The organism is Aquirufa sp. 5-AUSEE-100C1, assembly GCF_054558655.1.
The window spans coordinates 445,948-461,106 of sequence record NZ_JBPXKO010000001.1; the positions used below are offsets into that span (position 1 = coordinate 445,948).

The 15,159-nt window shown below is 37.7% G+C and carries 14 protein-coding genes; 8 read left to right on the forward strand and 6 right to left on the reverse strand.

The features are described 5' to 3' along the window. Positions 1-74: 74 nt before the first annotated feature. Together ACMH5P_RS01985 and ACMH5P_RS01990 are read left to right on the forward strand one after the other, a co-directional pair. A complete protein-coding gene (locus tag ACMH5P_RS01985) occupies positions 75-623 on the forward strand; it encodes a peroxiredoxin (protein ID WP_459492634.1) in 549 nt (182 codons plus the stop codon). 49 nt (positions 624-672) lie between these two features. Next, complete coding sequence (locus ACMH5P_RS01990) at positions 673-1,245, forward strand: carboxymuconolactone decarboxylase family protein (protein WP_459492635.1); 573 nt, start codon at positions 673-675, stop codon at positions 1,243-1,245. Positions 1,246-1,283: 38 nt separating this feature from the next. Here the strand turns inward: ACMH5P_RS01990 and ACMH5P_RS01995 are convergent, their stop codons facing one another. Genes ACMH5P_RS01995 through rpe form a run of 4 tightly spaced genes read right to left on the reverse strand, consistent with a single transcriptional unit; the run spans position 1,284 to position 5,838 of the window. Beyond that, the gene (locus tag ACMH5P_RS01995; RefSeq protein ID WP_459492636.1) at positions 1,284-2,033 is read right to left on the reverse strand and encodes a glycosyltransferase family 2 protein; all 750 of its coding nucleotides are present in this window, start codon (positions 2,031-2,033) and stop codon (positions 1,284-1,286) included. Next, positions 2,033-3,157 (reverse strand): acyltransferase family protein, encoded by a 1,125-nt coding sequence (locus ACMH5P_RS02000; RefSeq protein WP_459492637.1) that lies wholly within the window; start codon positions 3,155-3,157, stop codon positions 2,033-2,035. Before ACMH5P_RS02000 ends, ACMH5P_RS01995 begins: the two co-directional genes overlap by 1 nt. After that, positions 3,154-5,175 carry an OmpA family protein gene (locus ACMH5P_RS02005; RefSeq protein ID WP_459492638.1) on the reverse strand — a complete coding sequence of 674 codons (2,022 nt, stop codon included), beginning with the start codon at positions 5,173-5,175 and terminating at the stop codon, positions 3,154-3,156. The genes ACMH5P_RS02000 and ACMH5P_RS02005 overlap by 4 nt, the downstream gene beginning before the upstream one ends. A 6-nt stretch (positions 5,176-5,181) precedes the next feature. Further along, positions 5,182-5,838, reverse strand: a complete 657-nt coding sequence (gene rpe / locus ACMH5P_RS02010; protein ID WP_459492639.1) for a ribulose-phosphate 3-epimerase — start codon at positions 5,836-5,838, stop codon at positions 5,182-5,184. Positions 5,839-5,918: 80 nt separating this feature from the next. Between rpe and ligA the strand changes: the two genes are divergently transcribed. From ligA to ACMH5P_RS02030, 4 genes are read left to right on the forward strand one after another with little or no spacing between them, the layout of a single operon-like run. Next, complete coding sequence (ligA, locus tag ACMH5P_RS02015; protein WP_459492640.1) at positions 5,919-7,919, forward strand: NAD-dependent DNA ligase LigA; 2,001 nt, start codon at positions 5,919-5,921, stop codon at positions 7,917-7,919. 3 nt (positions 7,920-7,922) lie between these two features. After that, positions 7,923-8,822, forward strand: a complete 900-nt coding sequence (gene dapA, locus ACMH5P_RS02020; RefSeq protein WP_459492641.1) for a 4-hydroxy-tetrahydrodipicolinate synthase — start codon at positions 7,923-7,925, stop codon at positions 8,820-8,822. After that, positions 8,822-9,124, forward strand: a complete 303-nt coding sequence (locus ACMH5P_RS02025) for a Dabb family protein (RefSeq protein WP_459492642.1) — start codon at positions 8,822-8,824, stop codon at positions 9,122-9,124. Before dapA ends, ACMH5P_RS02025 begins: the two co-directional genes overlap by 1 nt. Continuing rightward, a complete protein-coding gene (locus tag ACMH5P_RS02030) occupies positions 9,105-9,557 on the forward strand; it encodes a heavy metal-binding domain-containing protein (protein ID WP_459492643.1) in 453 nt (150 codons plus the stop codon). The genes ACMH5P_RS02025 and ACMH5P_RS02030 overlap by 20 nt, the downstream gene beginning before the upstream one ends. Here the strand turns inward: ACMH5P_RS02030 and ACMH5P_RS02035 are convergent. Together ACMH5P_RS02035 and ACMH5P_RS02040 are read right to left on the reverse strand one after the other, a co-directional pair. Further along, positions 9,523-10,956 (reverse strand): alpha-L-fucosidase, encoded by a 1,434-nt coding sequence (locus ACMH5P_RS02035; protein ID WP_459492644.1) that lies wholly within the window; start codon positions 10,954-10,956, stop codon positions 9,523-9,525. The two genes, ACMH5P_RS02030 and ACMH5P_RS02035, sit on opposite strands and share 35 nt — an antisense overlap. Beyond that, complete coding sequence (locus tag ACMH5P_RS02040; protein WP_459492645.1) at positions 10,946-13,405, reverse strand: M14 family zinc carboxypeptidase; 2,460 nt, start codon at positions 13,403-13,405, stop codon at positions 10,946-10,948. Before ACMH5P_RS02040 ends, ACMH5P_RS02035 begins: the two co-directional genes overlap by 11 nt. A gap of 89 nt (positions 13,406-13,494) precedes the next feature. On the opposite strand from ACMH5P_RS02040, the gene fucP reads away from it, so the two are divergent. Together fucP and ACMH5P_RS02050 are read left to right on the forward strand one after the other, a co-directional pair. Further along, positions 13,495-14,829 (forward strand): L-fucose:H+ symporter permease, encoded by a 1,335-nt coding sequence (gene fucP, locus ACMH5P_RS02045; RefSeq protein WP_459492646.1) that lies wholly within the window; start codon positions 13,495-13,497, stop codon positions 14,827-14,829. Then, positions 14,822-15,154, forward strand: coding sequence for an L-rhamnose mutarotase (locus ACMH5P_RS02050; RefSeq protein ID WP_459492647.1), 333 nt, complete (start codon positions 14,822-14,824; stop codon positions 15,152-15,154). The genes fucP and ACMH5P_RS02050 overlap by 8 nt, the downstream gene beginning before the upstream one ends. Positions 15,155-15,159: the final 5 nt, after the last annotated feature.

A 15,159-nucleotide genomic window follows, 5' to 3' on the forward strand; every position in this document is an offset into this window, starting at 1 on the left:
AGATTTGATTGATATGATTATTCGCCTCATATTTGCACCATCATTTTAAAAGATAAAACAAAACTATTATACAAATGGCAAATTACATGTTAGGTTTAGGAAGCCAATTTCCTACATTTTCAAAAACAGCGGTTGTTTCTTTAGATCAAGGTAAAGAGTTTGCAACTATCACTTCAGAAGACCACAAGAAAGATGGCAAATGGTTAGTTATGTTTTGGTGGCCAAAAGATTTCACTTTTGTTTGCCCAACAGAAATCGCTGAATTTAATCGCCGTGCAGGTGATTTCGCTGATCGTGATGCGTCGTTAATTGGTGCTTCAACTGATTCTGAATTCGTTCACGCTGCTTGGAGAAGAGATCACGATGATTTGCGTGGTTTAAAATTCCCGATGTTGGCAGACACATCTAAGAGCTTAGCTGAAGAGTTAGGAATCTTGACAGAAGGAGAGAAGGTGGCATACCGTGTTACTTACATCGCTGACCAAAATGGTATAATTCGTTGGGTATCGGCAAATGATTTATCAGTAGGCCGTAACGTAGACGAAGTGTTACGTGTGTTAGATGCCTTGCAAACGGATGAACTTTGTCCTTGCAACTGGAAAGCTGGTGACGCTACATTATAATTCAACTTTAAGCCCCAGAATCTCTGGGGCTTTTTAAAATAATCCAAACATGAGTGAGACTAGAGACAACTTATTGGCAGAGATTAATATCCCTGCCACAGAATCTTTTGCCCTTTTAGATTCTTTGGATGCTGCCGATCATCGTTACATTAAAGATTTGAAAATCAATGTTTCGAATTCATTACGCGCTCAAACCTTAAGTGAAAAGGAAGCCTACTTATTAGCTTTAGCAGTATCCGTGAATCAAAAACACCAAGTAACGATTGATTCGTTAACTACTATAGCTTTAGAAAAAGGAGCCACAGAAGCGGAAATTAATGAAATACATGCCTTAGTTTCATTATTGAACGCCAACAATATTTTCTACCGATTTAAACACTTTGTCGACAAGGAATATTACAACACAGCACCTGCTGGAATTCGAATGTCAATCATGATGAATCCGGTATTAGGAAAAGAGTTTTTTGAATTAGCGAGCTTAACTGTATCCGCAATTAACGGATGCCAAATGTGTGTTGCATCACATGAGCAATCTGTAAAAAGCCACGGAGCGACGGAAGCCAGAATTTTAGATGCTGTACGATTAACCGCAATCTTTAAGAGCTTAATCGTTCTATTGTAATCAAAAAAGGCTAATTCGTTATGAGCTAGCCTTTTTTATTATTTTTTTATTTCCCGAACCATTCGATTTAGTTGGAAGCGAAATGAACTCAGTTCTTGAAAGCTTTGCCAGCAAACTTTTAGCAGTTTCATATGTCGAATGGAAACTTCCCCAGTTTCTCTTTCTTTATGTAAAACAGGAATATCGAATAATTTCTGTCCCGATTTCTTAGCTAAAACAGATAAGAAAATATTTGGAGCAAATGGAATTTGTCTAGGTAAAGCCGCCAATAATTTTTTCAAAAAACTAGTTCGAATTAATCGAAACGGGATATTGGCATCATGAATATATGTCCCATAGATGAATAGGAGGGAGAATTTTAGAATTCGCGTAATGATTAATCGAAATGGATCATCGTGACGAACCTCCCTGAATCCAAGTACAAAATCGGATTCATTCCGTTTTTCCCAAAATTTATGGAAGTCCTTTGGATCAAACTGGTCATCAGAATCTGTTTGAAACACAAAGGCTGGATTCATATCCACCGCCATCTGATATCCGTTGTAGATAGCATTTCCATGCCCACCATTTAATTGATGTTTGGCAATTAGATTAGGATAGGATGCCGTTAACTCATCTAGGATAACACCTGTATTATCTCGAGAACCATCGTTGATAATCAATAACTTAAAACGGTCACTGGAAATTGTTTTAGCTATTCCATCAATCCAATTAGGCACAACATCTCGTATACAAGCCTCTTCGTTGTAAGCAGGAATAACAACTACTAAATCTAACTCATTTTGCATTAAATACGGTTTTTATATTTGTTGATTGGCTTTTCAATCAATATCCAAGAAAGACTTGAGATAAAAATTAAAATAACTAAACAGATGATGAATTTAAAGATTGTAAAATTAACTATTTCTAAATGAAAATCGGGTAATAACCTGTTTAAATAATACCAAATTGTGTTACCCTTATCATGATAGTAATTCATCACTAGATTATGATAAAGATATAATCCATAGGAAATTTGACCTAGATAGGCTATCGAATTCCATTTTAAAAAGGAGGTTAAAAACCAAGCCTGCTTCCTTATTGACAAAGCAATTAAGAAAAAAGCCATTAATGCTGCTGTTATACGCTCAAATACAATAGACCAATAATTAGCATGATCAAATTCAGCTAAATAAGCCAAATACAATACGGTTAGGTAAGCTAAAAAGCTTAAAGCTAAACCTAAAAAAAGATACCTAAATTCCTGAAAATAAGCTTGTTGGTAATGAAAAACATATGCCAATAAACCGCCTAATCCAAAACAATCCAACGCTGAAAAAGGATTAACATACCACCACATCCAATTATGTTCTTGTACATCCTGATTAGCCACTACTGCAAATCCTAACCGAGTTCCGATACCCATCAATATCATCAAACAAATAAGCCATGGATATTTCTTCGGGCTTAACAACAAAACAAAGTAGGGGAAAATTAAATAGTATTGCTCTTCTACCGCTAAAGACCATAAATGATCCCAAATGCCCAACCAAGTCCCTTTTGACATGATGTAATAATTGGGCAAATAGAATACCAGATAATACCAAAACTGCTGGAAATTAGATAATGAGAAGAGAAATCCTATAAAAAGTAGTAGAAAATAAATTGGGAAAATACGCAAGGACCTACGATATATAAATCGTATCACTTTTACGCTTATACCCGTTTGAACTTTTCTACAATCATCTGCATTTTGAAACAAAATTCGAGTGATTAAAAAGCCACTGAGTACAAAAAATATGACAACTCCCAAGTGACCTAAAAAAGAAAATGGATTAATTGGAATCAACCAATGATCCAATAGCACTAAAAACACGGCTATGAATCGAATTCCATTTAATTGCTCAAAATATAAATCCTTTGTTTTGGTCATGGCTTTACGAAGAAACTAAATTCAACGCGACGATTTAAACGTCTTCTGTCCTCTTGGCTACTACTATTTAAAGGCTTTGTTCCTCCCCAACCTTTTGTTTGAATACGATCATTCGCTACACCCTTGTCGACAAGATATGCTTTTACTTGATTAACCCGCTCCACGGATAAGGTAAGATTAGCATCCCAGTCGCCTTGATTATCTGTATGCCCCTCAACCAAAATTTGCAATTCTTCATTAGCAAGTAATATATTAACAATTTCATCTAGGGCAGGGTAGGCTTCCTTACTAATTTCAGATTTGCTTTGGGCAAAATTAAGATTGGGGACTTTGAATTGTTTATTCAACTCAACCGGAATTAAGCTCATTAATTGAACCGATTCGGTATATTTTTTAGTATCTCGAAAATCAAAATTCTCTCTTTTACTGATATAGCCTTTCGCTCGAACTTCGACCGTAAATGGTTTCTTGGAAGGCCACATAAAACTAAAATCACCTAAATAAGGATCATAATCTATGTGAATCGTATCAGCTGATATGGTCGATTTAACAAAAATCTTTGCCGCAATCGCTTCCTTCGTATTTTGATTAATCACTTTCCCAGATATTTGAACGAGGGTTTGTGGCTTTACCTTCTCAGGAATTTTAATTCGATAGATATCTTCCGCACCCATGGAATTTTCAACCGAACTAAAATATGCATAATCGCCTTGTGCCGATACAGTGAAATACCCATCCCATTGATTTGTATTGACAATTGGTCCAACATTCTCAGGAACAGACCAATTTAACCACGTATCGTCCAAGCGACGCGTTAAAAAGATGTCATTATTCCCATATCCTACATGTCCACTGGTAGAAAAATACATCGTAACACCATCTGGAGCTATAAAGGGGGTGCTTTCGGGTTCGCCAGTATTCACCACGGGGCCAATATTTCTTGGTTCAGTCCAGGTATCATCCGGCTTTAAGAAAGAAACATAGATATCCTTTCCCCCATAGGAATCCTTCATTTCAGTTGTCATCAAAAGAACTTTACCATTAGGGGCTAAGGTATATTCTGAATACTCCGACTTATTTTTAAAATTCTGTATTCTAATTGGTTTTGGGAAACTCCAATCACCGGTTCTTAATTTAAATGAAAGTGAAACTCCCTTTTCCATTTGGCCATCTTTACCATAGACATTGTTTAAGAGCATGGTTTTCCCATTGGGCGAAATTCCACAAACTGCATTATTCTCCTCATTATTTATCGGGGCTGGAAATAGTGTTGCTTTTTCCCATTTATTCTTTTCCCCTAATTGGGCGACCCAAATATCTTGGTTTTTCATCGCACCCAAATTATCTGGATGTTTCCAACGTGTAAAATATAAACTCTTCCCATCGGGACTTACTAATGGGCAGATTTCATTGAATTTCGAATTAATACCTGTTCCTAGATTTTCTTTTACCAAATAGGCATTCGGATCTGACTCTAATTTGATTTTATCTTCAATAGGTAATTCTGAATCCGATATTGCCACAGCATCCAATTGCGAAAACCCTTGAACGCGAAGCGAATTCATACTTATTTTGATTGACTTGACCTTAAAATTGCTTGGATTAGGCAAACGAATTCGAGTGATTTGACCGCTTGATTGTGCATAACCTTGCGAAAACTCTTTTAGAAGGAATATCTTATTATTTTCATCCAAAGCATCCACTCGGGTTATGGAACCTGCTCCATAATTTTCGAATATCGCTATTTGTTTTATTACTTTGGCCGTATCAAAGGATACAATAATAAACTCACCTGAGGGATTGTCTGGAGTTAACGATTGCCATGCACTTGGGCTAGCTTCGAATTTAGGATATTTGCTCGGCCGACCGAGTATATGCAAAGCACGATACTCTTTTCCTAAAAGTGGGTCAGCATATTCACTGGAAAAAGACATCACTTTAGAGGCCCATTGAACGGATTGCGCTGTAGTCTGAAACAGCAAACACGTCAATAAAAACGTTCCAAGTGATTTAAACATAAATACCTAGGCCAAAGAGAGTAATTCTTGAATTGTAGCTTTCGGATCTTCAGATGCAAAAACAAAACTACCCGCTACTAATACATTCGCACCCGCATGATGCAAGGCAGCTGCATTTATTTGATTCACGCCACCATCAATTTCCAGATAAATATCTTTCCCTGTCATACGAATCATCTCTTTAAGTTGAGCCGTTTTTTGTATCGCATGTGGGATAAACTTTTGCCCACCAAAACCTGGATTTACCGACATGATTAATGCCAAATCTAAATCTCCGATTACATCCGCTAAGACGGACACAGGTGTACCAGGATTAATGGCAACTCCAGCCATACATCCCTCTGACTTAATTTGTTGGATGGTACGATGCAAATGTGGACACGCCTCAGCATGTACAGTAATCATGTTAGCTCCACTTGCTGCAAACTGTGCAATGTAGCGCTCTGGTTTTTCAATCATCAAATGACAATCTAAAAACTTAGTTGTGTGCTTTGCAATAGCCTCTAAAACGGGGAATCCAAAAGAAATATTGGGTACAAAAGCGCCATCCATCACATCAATATGAATCCATTGTGCAGCCGATTCATTTAACATTTTGGTTTCACTTTCAAGATTGGCAAAATCAGCTGCCAAAACAGAGGGTGCAATGATTAACTTTTCCATTCAACAAAGGTATGAAAAATATTCGCTAAGGTTTATTTCTGATGAGATTAGGATTAACTTTGTTTATTAAATTTTAGCGTATGGACATACAAAAAAAGATGCAGGAACTGGTTGACCAAATCAATTACTACAACCATGCATATTATCAGTTAAATGAAAGCCTAATTACGGATGAAGCTTTCGATAAACTCCTCGCTGAACTTCAAAAACTTGAATTTGAAAATCCCTTGTTTGCCTTGGCGGATAGTCCAACGAAGCGTGTGGGTGGAACGATTACCAAAATCTTCAAGTCGGTAACCCATCAATTCCCGATGCTTTCATTAGGGAATACGTACAATGAAACTGATTTAAGAGATTTTGACGAAAGAATTCAAAAAGCATTAGGCGATGAAGCCTACGAATATATTTGTGAATTGAAATTTGATGGTGTGGCTCTTTCTTTTTGGTATGAAGAGGGAAAATTAGTCAAAGGGGTAACCCGTGGAGATGGAACGCGTGGTGATGACATTACCAATAATGTAAAAACAATTAAAAGCATTCCTCACTTTATTTCATCCAACGAACTTCCGAGCCGTTTTGAGGTAAGAGGAGAGGGTTATATGCCCATAAGCTCATTCGATAAAATCAATGCTGAAAAAATGGCACAAGGAGAGGCGCCCTTAGCTAACCCTCGCAATGCAGCATCAGGAACTTTTAAATTACAAGATTCCAGTATCGTAGCCCAACGAAATATGGCATGCTTTGTCTATGCATACCTTGGAAATGAAATTCCTTTTCAAACACATGAGGAAGGTTTATTACTACTAGAAAAGAATGGATTCCCCGTTTCACCTACCTACCGAAAATGCAAAAATATAGACCAAGTACTGCAGTACATTTCAGATTGGGAAGAGAAAAGAAATGATCTACCGCTCAATACAGATGGTATTGTCATAAAAATCAATGATTTAGGCCAACAAGAGCGATTGGGATTTACAGCTAAATCTCCTCGTTGGGCTATAGCCTACAAATATCCATCGGAAATTGCGCATACAAGCATTGAGAGTATCTCGTACCAAGTGGGAAGAACGGGGAATGTAACACCCGTGGCCAATTTAGCACCGGTTTATTTAGCAGGAACAGTCATTAAACGAGCATCCATTCATAATGCCAACGAGATGGAACGCTTGAATTTACACGAAAAAGATACGGTCTTTATCGAAAAAGGAGGAGAGATCATCCCAAAAATTACCGGGGTAAATGCATCTAAACGAATTCCTAATGCGAATAAATTTCAATTCCCCACTCAATGCCCCGCATGTGAAACGGAATTAGTTAGAAATGAAGGGGAGGCAAATCACTACTGTATAAACGAGACTCACTGTCCGCCACAAATTAAAGGCCGAATCGAACATTTTATTCAACGTAAGGCTTTAAACATTGAAAACCTTGGTACAGAAACGATTGATCTTTTCGTTGAAAAAGGAATTATCCGTAATGCAGCAGATTTGTATGATTTAAATGAACAAAGTTTTCTAGGCTTGGAAGGATTTCAAGCTAAATCCATATCTAATATTTTAAGTTCGATCCAAAAATCAAAAGAAATACCATTTCGACAAGTCTTATTTGGTTTAGGTATTCGCCATGTAGGAGCTACAATTGCTGAGAAATTAGTTATTGCTTTTCAGAGTATCGATCGATTGAAAGAAGCTAGTTTTGAAGAATTAGTTGCAGTTCCCGAGATAGGAGAAAGAATTGCTGTCAGTATCCAAGAGTATTTCCATGATCCCAATAATTTAAGTATCATCGAAAAGCTCAGAATTGCAAATGTTCAGTTGGCTGAAGAAATCCAAGAAATAGTCTTGGAGGGGCAAGCCTTAGTCGGAAAAAGTTTCGTAATTTCGGGGGTATTTGAAAACTTCGAACGTGATGAGTTGAAGGATAAAATAGTAGCAAATGGCGGTAAAGTTGTTTCTAGTATTTCATCAAAACTCGATTACCTTGTGGCTGGCAACAATATGGGACCCGCCAAATTAGAGAAAGCAAATCAATTAAATATTAAAATCTTAAGCGAAGAAGAGTTTATAGCACTTCTTACCTAATTTATGCAATCACAATCATTACCAAAATTTCATGGCGTTGCTCCAGCCTTAGTAACACCAATGGATGCCGACCGTTCCATTGATTGGACAGGTTTAGCTAAGTTAGTAGGGCATGTCAGCCACGGAGGCGTTGATTACCTTGTTGTTCAAGGTACCACAGGAGAATCTGCTACCACAACAGCGGATGAAAAGAAAAAAATTGTTGCGACAATTCAGGAAAGCAATAACCGCCAATTACCAATTGTCTATGGATTAGGTGGAAATAATACCGAAAGCTTAATTAAACAAATTAAGGAAACGAATTTTGAGGGTATTGATGCCATTTTGTCCGTATGTCCATATTACAATAAACCAAGTGCACGTGGGGTAATTGCTCATTACCAAGCTATCGCAGATGCTTGTCCTGTACCAGTAATTATGTACAACATTCCAGGAAGAACGGGGATAAACATGTCGGCAGAAACTGTTTTAACGCTTGCTGAACATAAGAATATCATTGGTATCAAAGAAGCATCTTGCATCATTGAGCAATGCATGGAAATCGCATTTCATAAACCTGAAAATTTTCTGTTAATCTCCGGTGATGACGTTCAGGCAGTGCCGATCATTTCCATTGGTGGGGTAGGTGTTATGTCTGTTATTGCAAATGCATTCCCATCACAATTTACACAAATGATACATGCTGCTTTACAAGGTGATTACAAAACAGCACAAAAAGCATTAGCAGCATTCTTAACCATCGACCCATATCTTTATGAAGAGGGTAATCCAGTGGGCGTTAAGAAAATATTAGCACTGAAAGGTTTAATTCAAGCACAAGTTCGCATGCCATTAGCTGAAGCTTCAGAAGGCTTAGGTCAAAAATTAAATGAAATTATTAATCAAGTAAAATTATCTAACTAATGTTTGTACACGTCGTTAACTTTTGGTTAAAAAAGGGATTATCATCGAATGATATCAAAATGTTTGAAGCTGGAGTGAGCTCCTTAGCAGAAATTGAGACAGTCGATGTTTTCAGCGTAGGAAAGCCTGCAAATACGAATCGTCCTGTAATCGATCGCTCGTATGACTATTGCCTATTAACTACTTTTGAAACGGAGGCTGGGCATGATGTATATCAAACCCATCCGATTCATTTAAAATTTATTGAGGATTGCGCATCCCTATGGGAAAAAGTATTAATCTATGACTCAGAAAGTATTTAAATTATTTCTTGGACTGGTTTTGGTTGCTTCCATGATTGGTTGTTCCAAACATGTACAACCATCTACCTATTATAGTCCCAACTTCAAGGATGGTGGCGTAGAACGTCATGATGGTATAGGTTTCGAGATTCCTGTTAAATATGCCATTGATGTGTTTTATTTCAATGAACAACCTAAACAAAGTTATGCTGTCATCGAAAGCATTAGTTTTTCAGATGAAATACCTTTGTCGGCCGATCAAACTCAGAACGGAAAAATGTTAAATCGGGGAATTCATCAAAACAAAAAGAAAGAAATCTTAGACAAAATGGTAGAGAAAGCCGAAGAACTAGGTGCCTCTGCCATCATGGATGTCAAATATCAAGTTTACACAACGAAAGATGCCAATGGCTACACGTTTAGTGGTACAGCGATTCGTTATGTGTTGAAATAAGGTACAATAAATCAAAATTTGCCAATAATATTTGGCCGCGAGCATCCAAGAATTCCACTTGGATGCTTTTTACTTTTTTAGCTTTGAAAGGCAGAATACGCATATTCCCAATCGTATTTCCTTTCACTATTTCGACTTGACCTTGCTCGTCGGTCAATCTCACTTGAAAGGATTTAACGCGCTGACCTAAAGCAATTGGCTCCTGCAAAACAACTGCATTAATCAAACGAGCTTCGTTCGAATTCCAAGTTAAAGTAGGTGATTTATCATTTTCTTTAGCAGCCCAGAATGACTTTTCATTCGAATCTCGTACAAATGAAACCGGGTGAGAGGTGACAAAAGAGGATGTCTTAATCACATCGTTCTTAATTATTTGACTTTTTAACCCCACATTCATCAACTTCTTTAATCCAATCAATGCGGCAGAATCAGCCTCATGAACCAATCCTCTCGTATCGACTGGAATATTGATGAGTAAGTTGGCATTCCTTCCCACCGAAGCCACATAAATCTTCATCAGAGAATCCGGAGATTTCACCTTGTTATCCTGTTCCGGGTGGTAATACCAACCTGGTCTTAGGCTTACATCCACTTCTGGTGCTACCCAATAACGACCATTCTCTTGTCCATTGCGATAATCATCAAACTTGGGATAACCCGGATATATTTCATCTTTATTCAAAGGGGACCACATTGTTTCATAGGAGTAGCCACGTTCATTGCCGACCCATCGAATATCCGGTCCATTATCCGAAAACTGCACAGCATTGGGTTGGTATTTATTGACCATCGAATGAAATAGCTTCCAATCATATACTTGCTTCTTTCCGTTGGGTCCTTCACCGTTTGCCCCATCGTACCAAAACTCAAAAATAGGTCCATACTGTGTCAATAGTTCTTTTTGCATATTCGCATATACTTCATTGTACGTATCGGTTCCATAGGCTGGATGGAATCGATCCCATGGAGAGAGGTAAATACCTAATTTGATACCATAGCGTTTGCAAGCATCCGCTAATTCGCGAACTACATCACCTTGACCATTTTTCCAAGGAGATTTCACAACAGAATGCGCTGTATATTTCGATGGGTATAAGGCGAAACCATCATGATGTTTGGCAGTTAAAATTAAACCTTTCATCCCTGCAGCTTTCGCGATACAAGCCCATTGATTACAATCCAAAGCTGACGGATTAAATAATTTAGGATCTTCTTTGCCTTCACCCCATTCCACATTCGTGAATGTATTCATATTGAAATGAACAAATCCATAATAACGCAGTTCTTGCCATGCTATTTGCTTAGCACTTGGAATAGGGTAAATCGGCTTAATTGCTTGTCCTATAGCTAATAATGACGCAAAAAGAAAGAAGGACGTGATGATAATATTATTCCGCATGGTATAATAAAGCGTTTTCAAATAGTGTCATGGTTTGATTCGGGATAGCACGAAATAGTGGATTAAATCCAAACCAAATATAATTTCCCGCTCCTAGGGTATAAGTAGCTAAAAACATACTATGATCAAGTTTCCCCTTCACTTTAGCTCCCATAAAACCGTAATATTTACTTGATTTCTCCGTAGTAAGAATGGATTTCCATCGTATGTTTGGTACAATTAAATTCTCCACTTGATTTAATACAATTACCTGGTCTCTTTGAATCCGAAAACCTAATGGATGTGTTTTCTCCAAATTTACCTCAATCAAATTACCTGTTAAAGTCTTCGAAATTTCATTTCGCTCAGCATCCTCATAGGCTACGACCGCTTCGGTACTATCGCTCAAATCCTTCGCCAATATAGCTAATTCCTTATCCTTGATACTGCTCGCGGCATTTTCCATCAACAAGACACGACCACCTTTACGAACATAATCCTCTATAAGGACCGTTTCTGTTTTCGAGAACTCCAAGTAACGTGTATTGGGAAAAATCAAATGACTATACTCATTCAGGTTAGCACGTTTAACCTGATTCAAGGGAATAAAGCTAGGCTTCAACTGCATTTTTTGTGTTAAATAATATGCCAATTCACCTTGTTGGTTTACATCAAATGAACCATCCACCACCACAGCTACTCGGGTAGGATTTATTTCAATAAAATGAGTTGAACCTAGGTCGGCACCTGATTCTGAACGATACGTATTTATCCCCTCAACCTGTACTTTGGCTTGATTCGCTAAATTACGTAGTGCATCCCATGAACCTTTCTTCTTAATAACCCAAAGATGGCCGGCCTCATATTTCTTCCCAGTAAATCCTACTTCTTTGTCGTTATAAACGACCAAATATCCTGCCTTCAATACTTGATTCACGAAATTAACAGCTTTGCTATCAGGTTTGAAAACATAGGATACCTGCTTTTCATCGAACACATTATCCTTTGATTCCAATAAACTAATGTCAACACCAATTAAGCGTTCCTTGACACCATATCCTTTTACACCATGTATTTGGAAAAGATTCCAAGCCGTAATATCATAGGTAACCGAATCCTCCAAAGCAGGAGTTGGGTCTAATAAGGCTTGAATCATTGGAGCGGCCGACTGATAGGCTGAAACAATCAAATCACCTTTAGTCGCTTTAAGTGGTATATTTTTTTGCTCTAAAAAGGAGAAGGCATTCAGTGGGTAATCCTTGTCTAATTGACTAACCAGAATCCGATTTGACTTAAGAATCTTCAGTAATTCTGACGATTTGGCGACTTCAGATTGTGGGATAATATAAGTCTTATACAAATTAGAAGGATTGGTACGAGCATTTTGGTGATTTTGATAATAACTCGATTTCACCATTGAACTATTTGATATTGCCCAATCCACTAAATTAACCGCTAATTGACGGTGATGATTTACCCGGTCTACAAACCGAATGGTGTCTTTATTGGATTTTTGTGCTTGTAATCCGCCTCGTATACCTCCTTGCTCGAGTGTCATACCCAACGCTCCATTTAAAATTGGGTAGGTGTCCCCATATCCCGGATAGAATAAATCATACACCTCAGAAGTAAAATAAGGCCAATGATTTTGATCAAACAATTTGGCAAATGAATTTCCTACGCTTGTTTGTAAATCTTTTGTTGAGCTTGAAATGAAATTTAAATAGGGTTTCGCTGCAGGAGGAAAATAATAAGTATGTTGGTAACTCTGCTCATGAAAATCTGCATGCACCATCGGCATCCATGATTGAAAAAAAGCAATGCGCTGTTGGGTTTCCACTTGCGTTTGCCATACCCAATCCCGATTTAAATCAAATGAATAATGATTGTAACGACCCGAAGTCGAACCTTCAAAATGTTCCTGATCATTAGGATCTGCATTTCCACCTGGCGTGAAGTTCCGACGATTAAATTGGGTGACGTAGGCGTCCCGGCCATCTGGATTGATGCAAGGATCCATTAAAACTACATAATTACTAGTGGCCTTACTCAATAAACCATCTTCTTTCACTAAATCATAAATAGCTCCCAAAGCTGCCTCAGATCCCGCTGCCTCATTGCCATGAACATTAAATGAAAGATTGATAATCAAAGGTAAGTCATTGGAAATGGCTTTTTGGCCAATAATGATTTGACGATGTTGTTCTTTAATTAATTCGAGCTTATTGCTTAAACCTGGCTTACTCAGTAGCAAAATTCCTAATTCACGTCCTTCATTCGTTTTCCCATAACTCTGCCAAGTCGCCATGCTTGGCTTTTGCTCAGCTATATATTTACAATAAGCAACTAATTGATGATGATACGTAAATCGAGTGCCAAGTTCATAGCCCAAAAATTGATCAGGGCTTTTAATTTGAGAAAAAGATAAAAATGAAATGAAACAGGCTAGAAGCGTAAGACGGAAATTCATGAATTTGGTTTAGTTGATAATTGTTTAAATTTAATGAAAAAAGAAGGTAAATTGAAAGGACTTTTGACTTTAACAAGAAACAAATTAACATGGCTTTACCACAATCAGATCAGGATAATGTTAGCTTACAATCCAACGGCAAAACGAATTATACGCTCCCATTAATCTTAGTAACAAGTTTGTTTTTTCTTTGGGGTTTGGCCAATAGCCTCAATGGAACCTTGGTCAAGCAATTTCAAACTGCTTTAGATTTACAGCGATGGCAAGCCAATATTGTTGAAACCGCATTTTATTTCGGCTACTTCGTCATGGCCTTGCCCGCGGGATACGTCATGAAGAAATACGGCTATAAAATGGGAATTCTACTTGGTTTAATTCTTTATGCTGCTGGTGCTTTCCTATTTTACCCAGCAGCAGATGTTCGAGCTTATTCCTTCTTTTTGATTGCCTTGTTTATGATTGCGAGTGGCATTGCCTTCCTTGAAACAGCCGCTAATCTATATGTAACGGTGTTGGGCGATCCTTCCAAAGGTGATTTTCGCTTAAACTTTGCGCAATCCTTTAATGGTATGAGTATTATTTTGGGACCTGTCATCGGTGGATTATTTATTTTTTCTGAGAAGGAGTACAGTCGGGAAGCACTTGCTGCCATGCCAATCGCCGAATCAGAAGCCATTCGAGCCGCACACGCTGCATCGGTACAAACTCCCTATTTGTTAGTAGGCTGTGTCGTATCCTTCGTGGCTATCTTGTTCGCTATCACCAAAATGCCTGAATTAAAAACGGCTGAAGAAAAAGAATCTAACATTACAATTAAAGATCTACTAAAACACAAACATCTTGTATTAGGGATAGTGGCACAATTTTTAAATGTGGGCGCACAAGTTACATTGTGGGGAAATTTTGTGGATTTGAAACTTGATTATGCTCCAGACACGAACCTATGGATCGTTGAAAAAATCTATCAAATCAATGCTAACATGTCTGCGACGCAAATGGCGAGCTTTCATGCATCCTTCGCATTTATCTTATTTTTAATTGGTCGTTTCTTGGGAACTTTCTTAATGGGTAAGTTTAAATCAAGTCAAATTTTGGGTATTTATGCCATTGGGGCTGTTCTTTCTTTAGTTGTAGCGATGTTAGGGGGTGGGATAGTAGCAGTCGTAGCATTAATGTTGGTTTATTTCTGTCAATCCATCATGTTCCCAACCATCTTTGCCCTTTCCTGTAAAAATCTAGGTGAAGGCTCTAAATTAGCTTCTTCCTTAATCATCATGTCAATTGTTGGTGGCGCCATCGTTCCTCCATTTGCAGCCTCTTTATTTAAAATTGATACAAATGTTGCATTGGCAGTTCCTATGTTCTGTTTTGCCTACATCGTTTATTACGCCTATGCTGGATATAAAGTAGCAGCTCATGAATAGATACATGCTGATATTGGATTTAGTTGATGAAGAAAGTTCCATCAAGCGTTATGAAGCTTACCATGAAAAGATTCCTCAAGCCATTGAAGAAAGTATTCGAAACGCAGGAATTACTTCGATGGAAATTTTTCGATTTGGTAATCGATTAGTTATGGAAATGGTTGTCAATGATTCATTTTCATTTGAAGCCAAAAGTAAATTAGATGCAGAAAACCCTGCTGTTCAAGAGTGGGAGAATCTGATGAATGAGTTCCAACAAAGAATACCTGGATCAAGGCCCAACGAAAAATGGGTATTAACCAAACGAATATTTAGCCTTAATTAATACAT

Excerpts from the sequence above, each read along its gene's own strand:
- ACMH5P_RS01985 (WP_459492634.1), top strand. The coding sequence starts at position 75 with ATGGCAAATTACATGTTAGGTTTAGGAAGCCAATTTCCTACATTTTCA.
- ACMH5P_RS01990 (WP_459492635.1), top strand. The coding sequence starts at position 673 with ATGAGTGAGACTAGAGACAACTTATTGGCAGAGATTAATATCCCTGCC.
- rpe (WP_459492639.1), bottom strand. The coding sequence starts at position 5,838 with ATGGAAAAGTTAATCATTGCACCCTCTGTTTTGGCAGCTGATTTTGCC.
- ACMH5P_RS01995 (WP_459492636.1), bottom strand. The coding sequence starts at position 2,033 with ATGCAAAATGAGTTAGATTTAGTAGTTGTTATTCCTGCTTACAACGAA.
- ACMH5P_RS02040 (WP_459492645.1), bottom strand. The coding sequence starts at position 13,405 with ATGAATTTCCGTCTTACGCTTCTAGCCTGTTTCATTTCATTTTTATCT.
- ligA (WP_459492640.1), top strand. The coding sequence starts at position 5,919 with ATGGACATACAAAAAAAGATGCAGGAACTGGTTGACCAAATCAATTAC.
- ACMH5P_RS02005 (WP_459492638.1), bottom strand. The coding sequence starts at position 5,175 with ATGTTTAAATCACTTGGAACGTTTTTATTGACGTGTTTGCTGTTTCAG.
- ACMH5P_RS02025 (WP_459492642.1), top strand. The coding sequence starts at position 8,822 with ATGTTTGTACACGTCGTTAACTTTTGGTTAAAAAAGGGATTATCATCG.
- ACMH5P_RS02030 (WP_459492643.1), top strand. The coding sequence starts at position 9,105 with ATGACTCAGAAAGTATTTAAATTATTTCTTGGACTGGTTTTGGTTGCT.
- ACMH5P_RS02000 (WP_459492637.1), bottom strand. The coding sequence starts at position 3,157 with ATGACCAAAACAAAGGATTTATATTTTGAGCAATTAAATGGAATTCGA.
- ACMH5P_RS02050 (WP_459492647.1), top strand. The coding sequence starts at position 14,822 with ATGAATAGATACATGCTGATATTGGATTTAGTTGATGAAGAAAGTTCC.
- ACMH5P_RS02035 (WP_459492644.1), bottom strand. The coding sequence starts at position 10,956 with ATGCGGAATAATATTATCATCACGTCCTTCTTTCTTTTTGCGTCATTA.
- fucP (WP_459492646.1), top strand. The coding sequence starts at position 13,495 with ATGGCTTTACCACAATCAGATCAGGATAATGTTAGCTTACAATCCAAC.
- dapA (WP_459492641.1), top strand. The coding sequence starts at position 7,923 with ATGCAATCACAATCATTACCAAAATTTCATGGCGTTGCTCCAGCCTTA.